The organism is Microbacterium keratanolyticum, assembly GCF_016907255.1.
In the GTDB taxonomy this organism is placed as follows: domain Bacteria; phylum Actinomycetota; class Actinomycetes; order Actinomycetales; family Microbacteriaceae; genus Microbacterium; species Microbacterium keratanolyticum.
Map to the genome: position 1 here is coordinate 300657 of NZ_JAFBBQ010000001.1, position 15693 is coordinate 316349.

The following is a 15693-nucleotide window of genomic DNA, read 5'->3' on the forward strand; positions in this document are numbered from 1 at the left end:
GCTCAGACGCGTCCGCGACGCGCGACCCCGGCGGTCAGCGAAGCCGGCAGCACCTTCGTGAGCGCAACGATCGCCTTGTAGCGCAACGACGGGATGGACACGGCCTTGCCCCGGGCCGCGTCCCGCAGCGCCTCGCGAACCACGTCGCGCGCGTCGAGCCACATCAGATCGGGCACGCCCTCATCCCCGGGTGCCAGCCCCATCCGCTCGTGGAAGCTCGTATGGGTGAAACCGGGACACACCGCCGTCACCGAGACGCGATCCTGCGCGTACTCGGCATTCGCCCAGCGGCTGAACCCGATGAGCCAGGACTTGCACGCGGAGTACGTGGAGCGGGAGATGAATCCGGCGACGGATGCCACGTTGATGATGCGTCCGCCGCGACCGCGCATCACGCTGAGCGCCGCGTGCATGAGCCGCATGGATGCCTCGACGTGCACCCGCAGGTGGCGCACCTCATCATCGATGTCGTTGTCCGCGAAATGCAGGGGCAGCCCGAAGCCGGCGTTGTTGATGAGGAGCGAGATCGGATGCTTCTCGCTGCACAGTCGCTTCGCGACCCGTTCGACGTCGCGTGTGCGGGCGAGATCAGCGACGAGTACCTCGACGCGGACGCCGTGTGCGGCCCGCAGCTCGGCGGCAAGCGCCTCGAGCCGGGCGTTTGAACGCGCCACCAGCACAAGATCCGCCCCATCTGCGGCAAGCTGACGGGCGAACTCGGCACCGAGTCCGGCGCTGGCTCCTGTGATGAGGGCGGAGCGCATCAGCGCTCGTATCCGAGGAAGCGGTACCGCACACCGGAGCGGGAGGTCTGCCACTCCCCTGTGTCGACGAGACGCCAGCCCGCTCGCGACGGGGCATAGGTGTCTCCGGCGACGTCGAGGTCGAGCTCGGTGACCTCAAGGCGATCGGCGCCGCCGATCACCTGCGCGAAGATCTCAGCACCACCCATGATCCAGACGCGTTCAAGCCCCCGCACCGCTTCTGCGATCGTGGCCGCACGGCGCGCGCCATCCGCCTTCCAATCCTGCTGGCGCGTGATGACGATGTTCTCGCGCCCGGGCAGTGGCCGGAAGCGCTCGGGCAGCGACTCCCATGTCTTGCGCCCCATCACCACGGGTGACCCCATCGTGACCTCTTTGAAGTGCGCGAGATCTTCGGGCACATGCCAGGGCATACCCCCTTCGGCGCCGATCACGCCTCCCGCTGCTTCGGCCCAGATCAGGCCGACCCAGGTCATACCGCCACCGCCGCACGAATCGACGGGTGGTGCTGATAGTCCTCGATCACGAAGTCCTCATACCGATAGTCGAAGATCGACTCCGGCCTCCGCGCGAACCGCAGCGTCGGATACGGGTAGGCGTCGCGACTCAGCTGCTCCTGCACCTGCTCCTGGTGATTGTCATAGACGTGGCAGTCGCCGCCCGTCCAGACGAAGTCACCCGGCTCCAGGCCGACCTGCTGCGCGATCATCATCGTCAGCAGCGCGTAGGAAGCGATGTTGAACGGCACGCCGAGGAACATGTCTGCGCTGCGCTGGTACAGCTGGCACGAGAGCTTGCCGTCCGCGACATAGAACTGGAACAGCGCATGGCACGGCGCGAGCGCCATGTCAGGGATGTCCGCCGGATTCCACGCCGACACGATGAGGCGACGCGAATCCGGCGACTGCCGGATCTGTTCGATCACGTCGCTCAGCTGATCGATGTGTCCGCCATCGGGAGTCGGCCACGACCGCCACTGCACTCCGTAGACCGGACCGAGGTCGCCCGAGGCATCCGCCCACTCATCCCAGATCGTGACGCCGTTCTCCTTGAGCCACCCGACATTCGAATCACCGCGCAGGAACCAGAGCAGCTCGTACGCGATCGACTTGAAATGCACACGCTTCGTCGTGATGAGCGGGAAGCCCTGCGAGAGATCGAAGCGGATCTGTCGTCCGAACACGCTCGTCGTGCCGGTGCCCGTGCGATCGGACTTGTGCGTGCCCTCCGCCAAGACGTCGCGGAGAAGGTCTTCATAGGGCGTCGGCACGGCATTGCTCATGGTGAAAACCCTACCCGCCACCACGCGGATCGGGGCGGCGAGTTCGTGCCGTCATGGTTCGCAACACGCGGCCTCGGACACAGGCGGCGCGCGTACTCTCGGTGCATGCCCGTCACCACCGCTCTTCTCGTCGCCGGCGCGCTTCTCGTCGCCGCCACGGCGATCGGCCTGCTCTGGCGAGCACGGCAGGGGCGGATGCGCGTGGTCGACCACGAGCGGATGGATGTCGCCGATCTCGCCGCGCATGAGCGCGGCGACCGCGTCACGATCGTGCAGTTCGGCACCGAGTTCTGCGCCCGCTGCCCCCAGGTGCGCAGATCGCTCACCGAGATCGCGGCGCAGCATCCGGACGTCTCGCACGTCGACATCGACCTCACCCACCGACCAGACCTCGCAACGCGCTACCGCGTCCTGCAGACCCCGACGACGCTGCTGGTCGACGGCGACGGCCGTATCCGGGCCCGATTCGGTGGCGTCCCGCACCGTGGCGAGTTCACCGAAGCCCTCGCCGCCGTCTGATCCTTCCCGATTCGGAGCAGCCATGACCACTCCCTCCCCCGCCGGAATCGACCCGCGCGGTCCGCGTTTCGCAGCGTCGATCACCGCGGTGCTCCTGCTGGTCGCGACCGTGTTCGCCCTCACCGGCGTCTCTACCGCCGCACAGACGTTCGGGTGGGTCGCGTATCAGCCGCTCGCGGATGCGACGTTCAGCCCCTCTTTCGAAGCTGTCTTGGCCCGGCGTGTATTCGACACCGGATTCGTGCTCACCCTCGCCGCCGCCGCACTCTTCCTCTGGGGTGTGCTGTCGCCGTCGACACATCCGTGGAGCGTCCTCTTCCGCACGCTCGTGCGTCCTCGGCTCTCGCCGCCCGCCGACCTCGAAGACCCCCGCCCTCCGCGGTTCGCTCAGGGGGTCGGCCTCTTCGTGGTCGGGATCGGCCTCATCCTGCACCTGCTCGGCGTGCCCTGGGCGCTGCCGATCGCGACAGCCGCCGCCGTCTTCGCCGCCTTCCTCAATGCGGTGTTCGGCTACTGCCTCGGCTGCCAGATCTATCTCCTTCTGCAGCGTGCCGGAGTGATCGGCCGCGCGCGACACGCCTGAGCGCTCCGCTGAGAAGGCAGATCCATCGCCGTTCCGCTCATCGCTCGCTAGGCTTGCGGAACATCGACTTCACGTCTGACCTCTGAGGAGAAGCCATGCCTGTTACCAGCGAAGCCGCCGCCACCTGGACCGGAAGCCTGATCGAGGGGTCGGGTTCGGTCGCATTCTCGTCGTCGCACCTCGGCACGTTCCCCCTCGACTGGAAGTCCCGCGCCGAAGGCGCTGACACGACCACGACCCCGGAAGAGATGCTCGCCGCTGCGCACGCCTCGTGCTTCAGCATGGCGCTCTCCCACGCACTCGCCGGCAACGGCACTCCCGCCGAGCGTGTCAACACCACGGCGTCCGTCACCTTCAAGCCCGGAACCGGCATCACCGGAAGCCACCTGAACGTCAACGCGACTGTTCCCGGACTCGACGCCGAGACGTTCCAGCAGCTCGCCGAGGGCGCCAAGGTCGGATGCCCCGTCTCGCAGGCCCTCGCCGGAATCGAGATCACTCTCGAGGCGACGCTCGCCTGAGCGAAGTACACAGACAGAAGGCGGCGTCCCCGAGGACGCCGCCTTCTGTCTGTGAGATCGGGGTCACTCCCCCGCGTCGCGAGCGAGGCGGATGGCGGAGCGCACGCTGGCGCGGGCATCCTTGCGCTGCCCTGCCGCATCCTGGACGATCGCGAGTCGCAGCGCCGCGCGCCATGAGGTGCTGTCCGTGGTTGCGTCCTGCTCGTAGCGTGCGATCAACGCGGGCGCCGCCTCGCGCGCGACACGACCGGTGGGAGTGAGCGCGACGTCATCATCCGGGATGAGCCCCTCGGATTCAAGACGCTTGATCAGCCGCGACGCAGCCACACCGAACTGGAACTCGCGCACGAGTGCCCAGATTCCGATCAGCGGCAGGACCACCAGACCGATGCCGAGGATGATTCCGACCGGTGTGCCCGAGGTGAGCATGATGTAGGCGCGCTGCGCGACGAGCGCGATGTAGAGCACCAGGCCGAGGGCCATGACGCCGACGCTGATGCGCGAGATCATGAGGCAGAGAGGCCGAGATCGATGATGTTCTCGAGACCGACCACGACACCGCGCGCATCACGCGCGAAGGGCAGAGCGAGACGGATGCCGGGGGCGTACGCTGCCGCGGGCTGCACCGTGTCGTGCGTGATCGTGAGTGACTCGCCCGCGCCCGAGAGAATTACATCCTGCTTGGCGATGACGCCGGGACGGCGCAGCGAGTGGATCGGAACGCTTGCGATTTGCTGACCCCGCGCACGCTGATCGACGTGCGGTGCGTTGACCGGCCCCTGCGCGTCACGCGCTGCGGCGACGAGCTCAGCCGTGCGCACCGCGGTGCCACTGGGCGAATCGATCTTGGTGTGCTGATGGGCCTCGACGATCTCGATCGAATCGAAGAACGGCGCCGCCAGCGCCGCCAGCGCCGAGCCGATGACCGAACCCAGGGAGAAGTTCGGGATGAAGACCACACCGATTCCGGCAGCATCCACGGTCGAGCGCACCTGCGCGATGCGCTCCGCCGACCACCCGGACGTGCCGACGAGCACGTTGATACCGCGCTCTGCCGCTGCACGGATCACCATCATGCTCACGGCCGGCGTCGACGCATCGACGACGAGGTCACATCCGTCGATGGAGCTGAGATCACTCTGTGAGGTGAGCACCTCTGCCACCTCGAACCCGTCGAGTTCGTCGATCACCGCCCGGATGATGGTTCCCAGCTTGCCGGTCGCGCCCACCAGGGCTACACGCGTGCTCATGTGCTCCAGTCTATTGAGCAGGGCTCGGGTGTCTGTGCGGTCAGACGGTGAGCGGATCAGGCATGCCCGTACGCAACTCGAACGGCAGGTGTCCGAGATCGTTGTGTGAGACGAGGGTCCACGGACGCCCCGGCTTCTGAGCGATGACAGACAGACCGCAGTGCGCCTGGTTGATCGTCATCCAGCGCCAGTCGGGGGCTTCGAGCACCTCGCGCAGGAACCAGGAGATCACGAAGTTGTGAGTGATGAGCACCTCATGCACGTCACCCGGTTTGCGGACGAGGAACTCGCTGACCGCGTCGGCCATCTGCGCGCGCCCAGCCTCGATCTCAGCCTCCGTGACCGCACCGAAGAACGGTTCGAAGGCGGCGGGAGTCTCTTCTGTCATTCCCGTCGGGACGCAGTCGAAGAGCAACGCAGATGCCTGCATCTCTACCGCCGGGATGCGCTCCGCAATCGCACGGGCGGTCTCATTGGCTCGCAGAAGCGGCGAATGCCAGACCGCGTCCAGCGGAAGGCCGGAGAGGCGGTCTGCGATCAGCTCGGCCTGTCGCCGGCCTCGGGCCGAGAGCGGCCCGTCGGCGAGACCGTGCTCGGCATCCTGATGTTCTCCGTGTCTGACCAGATAGATGTAGTGCGTCACAACCGCTCGCTTCGTCGCCGGCGATTCTCGCCGGTGCTGTTCTCCACCCTACGTCACGCCTCGGACACTGCGAAGGTGCCTGTGTATGACCTCAGCTGGCCGCGCGCGACAGCTCGGCCAGCTGGGTCCGGCTGAGTGCCACGCCCGCGCCCTGCATGAGTTCGTCGACCTGATCGACAGCGAAGGCGTTGACGATGGGGGCGCTGATCGTGCGCTGTGCGAGAAGCCACGCGATCGCCGCCGCGGCGACGGGAACGGAGAGCTCCTGCGCGACGGCATCGAGCGCACGCAGCACCTTGATGCCGCGGCGGTTGATGTTTCCGCGCAGCTGAGATCCGCGCACTCCATGCAGCGCGGCGGCCTTCGAACGGTGGCGCCCCGACAGGAATCCGTGCTCGAGCGCGTGCGACGGCGTCACCGCAAGCCCCTGCGCGCCCGCCACGAGACGAAGGTCACCCTCGAACGCAGAACGGCGGAGAAGATTGTAGGGCTCATCGATGACTTCGATCCGGGGATACCCCGCGGCGGAGAGAATGCGCGCTTCGACGAGCCGCTCGGCACTCCAGTGGAATGCACCGAGTACGCCGACCTTGCCCGTCTCGACCAGCCATTCGCCGGTCGCCAGAACGTCTTCGAGATTGCTGCCCTCATCGAGCGTTCCGTCGAGGTAGAGAACGTCGATCCGTTCTGTTCCCAGTCGCATCAACGAGGCTTCAACGGATCGAACGAGGTTCACCGAACCGAGACCGGGGTTGTCGGGGTGAGAGCCCACGCGGGTGCCCAGCACGATGGAATCGCGCAGGCCGCGCTCTTTCAACCACTGTCCGATGATGTATTCGCTGCGCCCCGCTCCAAATCCGTCGGCCGTGTGAATGGCGTTGCCACCGAACTCGATGTAGCGGTCGAGAATGCTGCTGCTCACTGCGCGGTCGGTATTCCAACCGAATTCGGCACCGCCGAGAATGAGCGGGAAAGTGCGGATACCGGTTTCACCCAAGGTCACGCGGATGCACTCGCCGATGCCGGGACCGACGACGGGGATAGGGGCCGACGGATGCGACTGCGCCCCGGTCTCTGCGGATTCTGCCCGCTCTTCACCGGCTGATGTGCCTGTTCCGAAGAAGCGCAAAATCTCACCCCCGTTTGCATTGCGTCGTATCGCAATACGCGCACCCCCCGGTGCGTACTTCGAGGGTATTAGAGAACTCCCCCGAGGCGCGGCATTCTGGTGCACAGATGGAAAACTTCTGATAACAGTTGCATTACAAAGAAAGCTGGCCCTGCCGCCTCCCGGAGGAGGCGGCAGGGCCAGCTTCAGTCAGACCTTAGTCTTCGGTGGACTCAGCGGCGTCAGCAGCGGCTGGGGCCTCCTCGACGACCGGCTCGAGCGAGAGCTTGCCGCGGTCATCGATCTTGGTGATACGCACCAGGATCTTCTGGCCGACGCCGAGCACGTCTTCGACGTTCTCAACACGCTTGCCACCGGCGAGCTTGCGCACCTCGGTGACATGCAGCAGACCATCCTTGCCCGGAAGCAGCGAGACGAACGCACCGAAGGTCGCGATCTTGACGACCGTTCCCAGGAACTGCTCGCCGACCTCGGGGTTGGTCGGGTTGGCGATGGCGTTGACCTGCGCGCGGGCGGCCTCAGCCGAGGGGCCATCGGTCGCGCCGATGTAGACGGTGCCGTCTTCCTCGATCGAGATCTGTGCGCCGGTCTCATCCTGGATCGCGTTGATCGTCTTGCCCTTGGGGCCGATGAGCTCACCGATCTTGTCGACCGGGATCTGCACGCTGATGACGCGAGGAGCCGTCGGCGCCATCTCGTCAGGAGCATCGATCGCCGCGTTCAGCACGTTGAGGATCGTGAGGCGGGCCTCACGAGCCTGGGTCAGTGCGCCCGCGAGCACCGACGACGGGATGCCGTCGAGCTTCGTGTCGAGCTGGATCGCCGTGATGAACTCCGAGGTACCTGCGACCTTGAAGTCCATGTCGCCGAGAGCGTCTTCTGCGCCAAGGATGTCGGTCAGAGCCGCGTAACGCGTCTCGCCGTCGACCTCGTCGGACACCAGGCCCATGGCGATACCGGCAACGGCAGCGCGCAGCGGCACACCGGCGTTGAGCAGCGACAGGGTCGATGCGCAGACCGAGCCCATCGAGGTCGAGCCGTTCGAGCTCAGCGCCTCGGAGACCTGACGGATCGCGTACGGGAACTCCTCGCGGCTCGGCAGCACCGGCACGAGTGCGCGCTCGGCGAGGAAGCCGTGCCCGATCTCGCGACGCTTCGGCGAACCGACGCGACCGGTCTCGCCGGTCGAGTAGGGCGGGAAGTTGTAGTGGTGCATGTAGCGCTTGCTCGTCGTGGGCGACAGCGAGTCGATCTGCTGCTCCATCTTGAGCATGTTCAGCGTGGTGACACCCATGATCTGGGTCTCGCCGCGCTGGAAGATCGCCGAGCCGTGCACGCGCGGGATGACCTGCACCTCTGCGTCGAGCGGACGGATGTCTGCCAGGCCACGGCCGTCGATGCGCTCACCGTTGGTGAGGATGCGTCCGCGGACGATCTTCTTGGTGACCGACTTGTACGCGGCAGCGAACTCAAGCGGAGCCGCGGCGGGCAGTGTGCCGGCCTCGGTCGCTTCGATCAGCTCAGCCTTGACGCGGTCCTTGATCGCATCGTCAGCGTTCTGACGCTCCTGCTTGTCGGCGATCTTGTAGACCTCGGTGAGCTCTGGAAGCGCGCGCTCCGAGACGAAGCTGAAGGTCTCGTCGCTGTACGGCAGGAAGACCGGGTAGACACCCGGCTCCTTCGAGGCCGTGGCGGCGAGCTCGGCCTGTGCCTTGACGAGCTGGGCGATGAAGGGCTTCGAGGCCTCGAGGCCTGCGGCCACGATGTCCTCGTCGGGCTTGGTGGCGCCCGCCTTGATCAGGTTCCAGCTGCCCTCGGTGGCTTCTGCCTCGACCATCATGATCGCGACGTCTTCGCTGCCATCAGCAGCGGTGACGACACGACCGGCGACCATCAGGTCGAAGACGGCCTGCTCGACCTGCTCGGCGTTCGGGAATGCGACCCACTGGTCGGCGTGCTCGCCGTGACCGGGGATGAACGCGAGGCGCACACCGGCGATCGGGCCGGAGAACGGCAGACCCGAGATCTGCGTCGACGCGGAGGCGGCGTTGATCGCGAGCGCGTCGTAGAACTCGCCCGGCGCGATCGAGAGCACGGTGACGACGATCTGAACCTCGTTGCGCAGTCCGTCGACGAACGACGGACGCAGCGGACGGTCGATCAGACGGCAGACGAGGATCGCCTCGGTCGAGGGACGCCCCTCACGACGGAAGAACGAGCCGGGGATCTTGCCGGCCGCGTACGAACGCTCTTCGACGTCAACGGTCAGCGGGAAAAAGTCGAAGCCCTCGCGCGGGTGCTTGCTCGCACTCGTCGCAGACAGGAGCATGGTCTCCTCATCGAGGTAGGCGGCAACTGCGCCCTGCGCCTGCTGTGCAAGGCGACCGGTCTCGAAGCGGATGGTGCGGGTGCCGAAGCGACCGTTGTCAAGAACGGCCTCAGTGGCAGTGATTTCAGGACCTTCCAAGAGGTCTCTCCTTCTTTGTTTAGCCTCGCGAGCCCGTGTGACGCGCGAGGGTCCAGAGTCGATATGAAGTTGTGCAGTCGACAGACGTCGACCGTGACGAGCCTATCAGTCGGCACCCAAGCGAGCAGAGGACGGATGCTGGCACTCACCGCGATGACGCGGGTCAGAACACGCCGAGTGCATCGAGGACCGTGTCAACGCTCTCCTGCGGAGGCAGTGCCCCGTCCACGACCACGTCGTACACGACCCCCTCGTGGACGCGCTCAGCCTGATCCCTCGCCATACCGATGATGCGATCAGGACGCTTTGCCTCGCGCGCTTCGGCCACTTCTGCGTCGCAGCGCACACCCACCCAGAACGTGTCGGTCTCAGCGAACAGCGCGCGCAGACGCTCCTGGCCCTTGCCTCCATCGAGCAGCACCTCATCGAGGATGAGCGCCTGTCCGGAGGCGGCGAGCGCCGCGAGCGCGCGATACCAGGCATCTTCTCGCTCGCGGTACGTCGCGTCCACGGTGACTTCGCCGTCCGCACCGAAGTGCAGCCCGACGTCACCGCGTGCCGTCCAGTCGGGAAGGGCGTCGATGAAGGCGTCGACGCCGAGCAGCAGACGCACATCGGGCAGGTCCTTCTGCAGCAGTCTCGCCACCGTCGTTCCCCCAGCGCTGGATGCGGAGTTGATCACGATGAGCGGAGGCAGTGCGGGCGTCATGACGGGAGCCTAACCGTCCTCCGTCGAAGAAGGGCACGATGCCAGGGAATCATCACCCGGGAGGACCGCATGTGCCTTAGGCTGACGGGCATGAGCACCGAAGAAGGCGCTGCCTCCTCCACCGAGGAGATGAAGCGAAAGTTCAAGGAAGCGCTCGAGAAGAAGAACGCGCAGCACCGCACCGGCGAAGCACACCTCGATGGTGACTCCGCCGTTCACGGCGCTGCCGCACCGCAGACGCGGCGCGAGTTCCGACGCAAGAGCGGATGACCGCAAGAGGGCCGGCCCTGTGGGCCGGCCCTCCTTCTTTGTCACTCCCCCGCAAGACCTCCGAGCAGGTGCCCGAACGAACGGCCTTCGCCGAGGTAGTTGGCGGGGTCGAACGGGTCGAGATCCGCGACTGTCTCCTTGCGCGCGATCGCCTCGGCCAGCTCACGTGCGCCGCGATCGACGCGTGACCCGAGCGGGGCGACCTCGTCCGCACTCGCACCCCAATCGCTCGACGCGGCGAAGACGCCGGTCGAGACGGGCTCCGCGTGCAGGTACGTGAAGAGCGGACGAATCGCATAGTCGATCGCGAGCGAGTGTCGTGCGGTTCCTGCGTTGGCCCCGATCAGCACCGGCTTGCCGGTGAGCGCGTCCGGGTCGAGCACGTCGATGAACGACTTGAACAGACCGGAGTAGCTGGTCGAGAAGATCGGAGTCACGACGATCAGAGCATCCGCCGAGACGACGGTGTTGATCGCGGCCTCCAGGGCTGCAGGCGCGAATCCAGTCAGCAGATTGTTCATGATGTCGTGCGCGAGGTCGCGCAGTTCGATCACATCCACGGATGCCTGGATCTCACGTTCAGCGAGGGCACCGACCGTGCTCGCCGTGAGACGGTCAGCGAGCATCCGCGTCGAGGAGGGATTAGAGAGCCCCGCCGAGACGACGGCGATACGACGTGTGCTCATGATCAAGCCCCCTGTCGGGTCGCTGCAGCACCGAATGCCGAGCCGGCGCGGGGCGGGGTGTCCTGGTAGGGGCCGCCGACGGTGAGGTTGTCGCCGCGGTTCATGCCGGGACGGGCTTCGCGGGCCGGCCCGTCACCGTACACGGCCTTGACGCGCGCGGCGTGGGTCGGGGCATCCGGAACAGAGGCCGGACGGTTCTTCGCCAGCTCCTTGCGGAGCACCGGAACCACCTCGCCACCCAAAATGTCGAGCTGCTCGAGCACCGTCTTCAGCGGCAGACCTGCGTGATCGACGAGGAACAGCTGACGCTGGAAGTCGCCATAGAAGTCACGCATGCCGGCGTAACGGTCGATGACCTGCTGTGGAGAGCCGACCGTGAGCGGGGTCATCTCAGAGAAATCCTCCATCGACGGACCGTGACCGTAGACGGGGGCGTTGTCGAAGTAGGGACGGAAGGCATTGACGGCGTCCTGAGACTTGGCGGCCATGAAGACCTGCCCGCCGATGCCGACGATCGCCTGCTCAGGTGCGCCGTGGCCGTAGTGCGCGTAGCGCTGACGGTACAGCTCGATCAGGCGCTGGTAGTGCTCCTTGGGCCAGAAGATGTTGTTCGCGAAGAAGCCGTCACCGTAGTAGGCGGCCTGCTCCGCGATCTCGGGGGTGCGAATGGATCCGTGCCAGACGAACGGCGATACCCCGTCGAGCGGGCGCGGAGTCGAGGTGAAGCCCTGCAGCGGAGTGCGGAACTTTCCTTCCCAATCGACCACGTCGTTGTCCCACAGCTGACGCAGGAGAGCGTAGTTCTCGATCGCGAGAGGCAGGCCCTGACGGATGTCCTGACCGAACCAGGGGTACACGGGACCCGTGTTTCCACGGCCGAGCATGAGGTCGGTGCGCCCCTCGGCGAGGTGCTGCAGCATCGCGTAGTCCTCAGCGATCTTGACCGGGTCGTTCGTGGTGATGAGCGTGGTCGAGGTCGAGAGGATGATGCGCTCGGTCTGCGCGGCGATGTAGGCGAGCGTCGTGGTGGGGCTCGACGACCAGAAGGGCGGGTTGTGGTGCTCACCGATGGCCATCACGTCCAGGCCGACTTCTTCTGCGTGCTTCGCGATCGTGACGGTCGCCTGGATGCGCTCCCGCTCGCTCGGAGTGATGCCGGTCGTCGGGTCCTGCGTGATGTCGCTGACCGTCATGATGCCGAACTGCATGCCTGCGGTTTCTGTGATCTCGCTCATTGTGTGTGCTCCACTCACGGATGCCTCGGCATCCAGTTCTATGCAAATGAATGTAATTGATGGAACGCAGTCAGGGCAACATTATTCCCGCCCCGTACGCTGAATCTGTGAGCACGTCAGAACCACCCGTGAGCCCCACGACCGCGGCGCCCGCATCCGCCCGCCCGAAACGTCGCGTGCCGTTCTGGGACAACGCCCGATTCGCCTGCATCACACTGGTCGTCCTCGGGCATGCCGTCCAGCGCATGACCTACGACTCGGAGATCGCACTCGCGCTCTACCTGACGATCTACGCATTCCACATGCCCGCCTTCGCACTCATCTCGGGCTACTTCTCCAAGGCGGGGACCCCGACGAAGACGCAGATGGCTCGCGTCATCACCGACATCCTCGTCCCCTACGTGATCTTCGAGCTCCTCTGGACCCTCACCCAGTGGCTCGTCGAAGGACAGGCAGACCCGAACCTCACCCAACCGTCATGGACGCTCTGGTTCCTCCTCGCACTGGGCATCTTCCGTCTCGCGCTGCCCTACCTCGCCCTGCTGCGATGGCCGCTGCTGTGGGCAGGGCTCATCTCGGTCGGAGTCGGCTACCTGCCCAACGTCGACAGCACCTTCTCCCTGTCGCGCACGCTCGGACTGCTGTTCTTCTTCACCCTGGGATGGTGGGCGCGTGATCGCGACATCGTGATGCGGATGCGACTGCTGGAATCCCGCCCCTGGTGGCTGCGCACCAGCGCTGTCGTCGTGCTCGGCGCGACGGGGTGGGCGGCATGGAATTGGTTGTCGATCTGGGAGTCCATCGACCTGCGCCACTGGCTCTTCTACGATTCCTCCTACGTCGATCTCGGCGGCACCCAGTGGTGGGCAGGCGGCGTGCGGATCATCCTCATCATCGTGGCGCTTCTGCTCAGTGTGGCATTCTTCGCACTCGTCCCGCGCGGCACGCACTGGTGGACCCGCTTCGGCCAGTACACGATGTACGTCTACCTGCTGCACTCCTTCGTGCTGTACCCGTTCCGCGAATCGGGGGCCCTCCGCGGACTCGATCCGACCTGGCTCTGGTTGCCGCTTGTCACGGCGCTCTCCGTCGCGATCGCCCTCGCTCTCGCAACCTCACCGGTGCGCCGCGTCTTCCGCCCCCTCGTCGAACCGCGTCCGGCATGGTTGTTCGCGGACCCGGCACTCGCGGCGAAAGAGCGCCGCCGCAACGATCCGACCGGGTCCCGGCGTCCTAAGTAGGCGATCGAGCATCGGCTCCACCTCCTCGTGGCGGCTCCGCGACGTTTTGTTTCAGCACCCGTATACGCCCGCAACTCTGCGATCTAGTCTCGGGAAATGACCTCGCTGACCCTCCCCATCCTCGACCTGTCCCAGCTCTCGGCGGGACCCGAGGCCGCGGCACGTTTCCGCGCCGACCTCCGTGCTGCGACACATGATGTCGGCTTCTTCTATCTCACCGGTACGGGGGTGACCGCCGAACTCGAGAGCCGTCTGCACCAGGCCGCGCTCGACTTCTTCGCCCTCCCCCTGGAGGAGAAGCTCTCGGTTGAGAACGTGCGCAGCCCGCATTTCCGCGGCTACACGCGCATCGGCGGCGAGCGCACGCAGGGCGAAGTGGACTGGCGCGAGCAGATCGACATCGGCCCGGAGCGCGACGCGGTCGCGGGCGGTCCCGCCTTCCACCGACTCATCGGACCCAACCTGTGGCCGGCGGCGCAGCCCGAACTGCGCGAAGTGGTGGCGGAGTGGCACGCGCAGCTCAGCGAGGTGTCCCGCACATTGCTGCGCGCGTGGGCAGTCGCGCTCGGTGCACCGGAGACCTACTTCGACGAGAACTTCGGAGAGCCTTCGACGCTCATCAAGATCGTCCGCTACCCCGGAACGCACGAGCCCGCGCCGCAGCAGGGGGTCGGCGCGCACAAGGACTCCGGGGTCCTGACTCTGCTGTGGGTCGAGCCGGGCAAGGGCGGACTGCAGGTCGAGCGAGACGGCCAGTGGGTGGACGCTCCTCCGGTGGACGGCGCCTTCGTCGTGAACATCGGAGAGCTGCTCGAGTACGCCACGGGCGGCTACCTCAAGGCCACTAACCACCGCGTGATCTCACCTCAGGCGCCGAACGAGCGCATCTCGGTGCCATTCTTCTTCAACCCCGCGCTCGACAAGCGTCTCCCCCTCATCGATCTCCCTCCGGAGCTCGCCGCCGAAGCCCGCGGCGTCACCGCCGACCCGCGCAACCCGATCCACGCGCTCTACGGGGAGAACGCGCTGAAGTCGCGACTGCGCGCGCACCCGGATGTCGCCGCGATCCACCACCCGGATCTCGTAGCAGCTTCGGTCTAGTCGACCCGACGCTCGGCGTGCCCGAGGTCGACGATCTCCTGCAGCGCGCGCAGATGCCCCGCGAACGCAGATCGCCCCACCGCGGTTCCCCGCACCTGGGTGCGCAGGCGCCCGTTCACCATGCCCCGGTGCGCGAAGACGTACCCGGCCTCATGCAGGTGAGAGATCGCTTTGCTGAGCGCCGAGTCGTTCGCCTGGAGGATCTCTGCGAGGGTGCCGAACTCGAGTTCGAGATCCTCGCCGAGCGAGGCCATCAGTGAGAAGCGGAGCGGCGACGCGAAGTTGTCGTCCAGCAGGAGACGCGGATGCTGCCTCCCACCTCCACCCGGACGATCAGACATCTCGGCCCCGCAGAAATGCCGATCCCGTGAAGAGCAGAACGATCAGTGCCGCCCCTGTGATCGCCGCACTCGCCGGCACCTGCACACCGTGCACCCGCAGCAGGATGAACACGATGATGAGAAGGGACGAGATGCCGTAGCTCGTCCACTGCGGCCAGCGCCACAGCGCACCGAGCTCCGGCAGTCGGGCGCTGACCTGCCGGCCGATGACCCACGTGAGCACGGCGAGCATCGGGAGAAGCGCCCAGATCACGGCGGCGAGCACATCGCCCAGCGCGATGATCCCCAGAGTGGACGCGAGCAGCAGTCCCAGCGCGATCGTCGCGAACCGAGCCGATCGCGGCATGGCCACCGGCTCTCGTGGCTCTGCTCGTGTGCTCTGCCGAATCTCACTGATGGCCGCGGGCCCGAGGAGGAGAATGCAGAGCAGCCCGGGAGCCAGACGCATCCACAGCGGAAGTCCGCCCCACACCATCTGCAAAACCAGCGCCAGAAGGAAGGCGCCGACGACGATCGCCGCCCACCACGCGTAGCGACGCACGTCGCGTGCTCCCCGCGCCTGGAATCCGAAACTGGCACGCAGTTCAGCGCAGAACTGGATCCAGGGGAAGAACGCGACGAACAGCAGCATGACCGGCGTGCTTCCACCTGCAGCACCGAAGGCGAACATGAACACGGTCAGGTAGACCGCCAGCACGAGCGTCTCCCACAGGCGCAGCACTGCCATCCCCCGCCGATCCAGGTGGGCCTCGCGGCGGTGGGCGACGGCATCGGCCTCATCAAGGTACTGGCGAGCCAGATCAGCAGACGGCGGATCCAAAGGGGGCGCGCCCGAGATCGGCTTCTGCTCCACGTCTTCGCTCACTTTCCTTGAGGAAACTCCTTCTTCTTTCCTACCGGAAAGCAAGAACGCATAACAAGAGGAAACGACGAAGGCCGCCCCACACCGTGG

Annotated in this window: 19 protein-coding genes; 6 read left to right on the top strand and 13 right to left on the bottom strand. The window is 66.2% G+C overall.

Features of this window, described 5'->3' with window-relative positions:
• Positions 1-2: 2 nt before the first annotated feature.
• The 3 genes from JOD62_RS01520 to JOD62_RS01530 are packed head-to-tail and all read right to left on the bottom strand — an operon-like array spanning position 3 to position 2046.
• The gene (locus tag JOD62_RS01520; protein WP_204937578.1) at positions 3-764 is read right to left on the bottom strand and encodes an SDR family NAD(P)-dependent oxidoreductase; all 762 of its coding nucleotides are present in this window, start codon (positions 762-764) and stop codon (positions 3-5) included.
• A complete protein-coding gene (locus JOD62_RS01525; protein WP_204937579.1) occupies positions 764-1240 on the bottom strand; it encodes a dihydrofolate reductase in 477 nt (158 codons plus the stop codon). The genes JOD62_RS01520 and JOD62_RS01525 overlap by 1 nt, the downstream gene beginning before the upstream one ends.
• Positions 1237-2046, bottom strand: coding sequence for a thymidylate synthase (locus JOD62_RS01530; protein WP_204937580.1), 810 nt, complete (start codon positions 2044-2046; stop codon positions 1237-1239). Before JOD62_RS01530 ends, JOD62_RS01525 begins: the two co-directional genes overlap by 4 nt.
• A 105-nt stretch (positions 2047-2151) precedes the next feature.
• On the opposite strand from JOD62_RS01530, the gene JOD62_RS01535 reads away from it, so the two are divergent.
• The 3 genes from JOD62_RS01535 to JOD62_RS01545 all read left to right on the top strand — a co-directional run bounded on the left by JOD62_RS01535 (position 2152) and on the right by JOD62_RS01545 (position 3669).
• A complete protein-coding gene (locus JOD62_RS01535; RefSeq protein WP_204937581.1) occupies positions 2152-2565 on the top strand; it encodes a TlpA family protein disulfide reductase in 414 nt (137 codons plus the stop codon).
• 22 nt (positions 2566-2587) lie between these two features.
• Positions 2588-3148: a DUF4395 domain-containing protein gene (locus JOD62_RS01540; RefSeq protein ID WP_204937582.1), complete on the top strand. Its 561-nt coding sequence runs from the start codon at positions 2588-2590 to the stop codon at positions 3146-3148.
• A gap of 95 nt (positions 3149-3243) precedes the next feature.
• Positions 3244-3669, top strand: a complete 426-nt coding sequence (locus JOD62_RS01545; RefSeq protein ID WP_204937583.1) for an OsmC family peroxiredoxin — start codon at positions 3244-3246, stop codon at positions 3667-3669.
• A 63-nt stretch (positions 3670-3732) separates the two neighbouring features.
• On the opposite strand, the gene JOD62_RS01550 is transcribed toward JOD62_RS01545, so the two are convergent.
• From JOD62_RS01550 to JOD62_RS01575, 6 genes are all read right to left on the bottom strand, one after another.
• Complete coding sequence (locus tag JOD62_RS01550) at positions 3733-4179, bottom strand: hypothetical protein (RefSeq protein WP_204937584.1); 447 nt, start codon at positions 4177-4179, stop codon at positions 3733-3735.
• On the bottom strand, positions 4176-4919 hold the full coding sequence (gene dapB, locus JOD62_RS01555) for a 4-hydroxy-tetrahydrodipicolinate reductase (protein WP_204937585.1): 744 nt from the start codon (positions 4917-4919) through the stop codon (positions 4176-4178). The genes JOD62_RS01550 and dapB overlap by 4 nt, the downstream gene beginning before the upstream one ends.
• Before the next feature lie 40 nt (positions 4920-4959).
• Positions 4960-5562 carry a histidine phosphatase family protein gene (locus JOD62_RS01560; RefSeq protein ID WP_204937586.1) on the bottom strand — a complete coding sequence of 201 codons (603 nt, stop codon included), beginning with the start codon at positions 5560-5562 and terminating at the stop codon, positions 4960-4962.
• Between the two features lie 91 nt (positions 5563-5653).
• Positions 5654-6583, bottom strand: a complete 930-nt coding sequence (locus JOD62_RS01565) for an aldo/keto reductase (protein ID WP_204940007.1) — start codon at positions 6581-6583, stop codon at positions 5654-5656.
• A 304-nt stretch (positions 6584-6887) separates the two neighbouring features.
• Positions 6888-9158 carry a polyribonucleotide nucleotidyltransferase gene (locus JOD62_RS01570; RefSeq protein ID WP_204937587.1) on the bottom strand — a complete coding sequence of 757 codons (2271 nt, stop codon included), beginning with the start codon at positions 9156-9158 and terminating at the stop codon, positions 6888-6890.
• Positions 9159-9321: 163 nt separating this feature from the next.
• Positions 9322-9867: a phosphotransferase-like protein gene (locus JOD62_RS01575; RefSeq protein WP_204937588.1), complete on the bottom strand. Its 546-nt coding sequence runs from the start codon at positions 9865-9867 to the stop codon at positions 9322-9324.
• Between the two features lie 90 nt (positions 9868-9957).
• Between JOD62_RS01575 and JOD62_RS01580 the strand changes: the two genes are divergently transcribed.
• Positions 9958-10137, top strand: coding sequence for a DUF5302 domain-containing protein (locus tag JOD62_RS01580; RefSeq protein ID WP_204937589.1), 180 nt, complete (start codon positions 9958-9960; stop codon positions 10135-10137).
• Between the two features lie 41 nt (positions 10138-10178).
• Here JOD62_RS01580 and JOD62_RS01585 read toward each other — a convergent pair whose 3' ends face one another.
• Positions 10179-10823, bottom strand: a complete 645-nt coding sequence (locus JOD62_RS01585) for an FMN reductase (protein WP_204937590.1) — start codon at positions 10821-10823, stop codon at positions 10179-10181.
• 2 nt (positions 10824-10825) lie between these two features.
• Positions 10826-12058, bottom strand: a complete 1233-nt coding sequence (locus tag JOD62_RS01590) for an LLM class flavin-dependent oxidoreductase (RefSeq protein ID WP_204937591.1) — start codon at positions 12056-12058, stop codon at positions 10826-10828.
• 176 nt (positions 12059-12234) lie between these two features.
• Between JOD62_RS01590 and JOD62_RS01595 the strand changes: the two genes are divergently transcribed.
• Both JOD62_RS01595 and JOD62_RS01600 read left to right on the top strand, forming a co-directional pair.
• Positions 12235-13299, top strand: coding sequence for an acyltransferase family protein (locus JOD62_RS01595; RefSeq protein WP_407666026.1), 1065 nt, complete (start codon positions 12235-12237; stop codon positions 13297-13299).
• A gap of 96 nt (positions 13300-13395) precedes the next feature.
• On the top strand, positions 13396-14400 hold the full coding sequence (locus JOD62_RS01600; protein WP_204937593.1) for an isopenicillin N synthase family dioxygenase: 1005 nt from the start codon (positions 13396-13398) through the stop codon (positions 14398-14400).
• Here JOD62_RS01600 and JOD62_RS01605 read toward each other — a convergent pair.
• Both JOD62_RS01605 and JOD62_RS01610 read right to left on the bottom strand, forming a co-directional pair.
• Complete coding sequence (locus JOD62_RS01605; RefSeq protein WP_204937594.1) at positions 14397-14741, bottom strand: transcriptional regulator; 345 nt, start codon at positions 14739-14741, stop codon at positions 14397-14399. The genes JOD62_RS01600 and JOD62_RS01605 overlap by 4 nt on opposite strands.
• Positions 14734-15606, bottom strand: a complete 873-nt coding sequence (locus JOD62_RS01610; protein WP_204937595.1) for a hypothetical protein — start codon at positions 15604-15606, stop codon at positions 14734-14736. Before JOD62_RS01610 ends, JOD62_RS01605 begins: the two co-directional genes overlap by 8 nt.
• Between the last annotated feature and the right edge of the window lie 87 nt (positions 15607-15693).

Bases quoted from the DNA above. Each gene is read 5' to 3' on its own strand.
- JOD62_RS01605 (WP_204937594.1), bottom strand. From the start codon at position 14,741: ATGTCTGATCGTCCGGGTGGAGGTGGGAGGCAGCATCCGCGTCTCCTG.
- JOD62_RS01525 (WP_204937579.1), bottom strand. From the start codon at position 1,240: ATGACCTGGGTCGGCCTGATCTGGGCCGAAGCAGCGGGAGGCGTGATC.
- JOD62_RS01535 (WP_204937581.1), top strand. From the start codon at position 2,152: ATGCCCGTCACCACCGCTCTTCTCGTCGCCGGCGCGCTTCTCGTCGCC.
- JOD62_RS01575 (WP_204937588.1), bottom strand. From the start codon at position 9,867: ATGACGCCCGCACTGCCTCCGCTCATCGTGATCAACTCCGCATCCAGC.
- JOD62_RS01520 (WP_204937578.1), bottom strand. From the start codon at position 764: ATGCGCTCCGCCCTCATCACAGGAGCCAGCGCCGGACTCGGTGCCGAG.
- JOD62_RS01550 (WP_204937584.1), bottom strand. From the start codon at position 4,179: ATGATCTCGCGCATCAGCGTCGGCGTCATGGCCCTCGGCCTGGTGCTC.
- JOD62_RS01590 (WP_204937591.1), bottom strand. From the start codon at position 12,058: ATGAGCGAGATCACAGAAACCGCAGGCATGCAGTTCGGCATCATGACG.
- JOD62_RS01540 (WP_204937582.1), top strand. From the start codon at position 2,588: ATGACCACTCCCTCCCCCGCCGGAATCGACCCGCGCGGTCCGCGTTTC.
- JOD62_RS01530 (WP_204937580.1), bottom strand. From the start codon at position 2,046: ATGAGCAATGCCGTGCCGACGCCCTATGAAGACCTTCTCCGCGACGTC.
- JOD62_RS01545 (WP_204937583.1), top strand. From the start codon at position 3,244: ATGCCTGTTACCAGCGAAGCCGCCGCCACCTGGACCGGAAGCCTGATC.
- JOD62_RS01600 (WP_204937593.1), top strand. From the start codon at position 13,396: ATGACCTCGCTGACCCTCCCCATCCTCGACCTGTCCCAGCTCTCGGCG.
- JOD62_RS01585 (WP_204937590.1), bottom strand. From the start codon at position 10,823: ATGAGCACACGTCGTATCGCCGTCGTCTCGGCGGGGCTCTCTAATCCC.
- JOD62_RS01580 (WP_204937589.1), top strand. From the start codon at position 9,958: ATGAGCACCGAAGAAGGCGCTGCCTCCTCCACCGAGGAGATGAAGCGA.
- dapB (WP_204937585.1), bottom strand. From the start codon at position 4,919: ATGAGCACGCGTGTAGCCCTGGTGGGCGCGACCGGCAAGCTGGGAACC.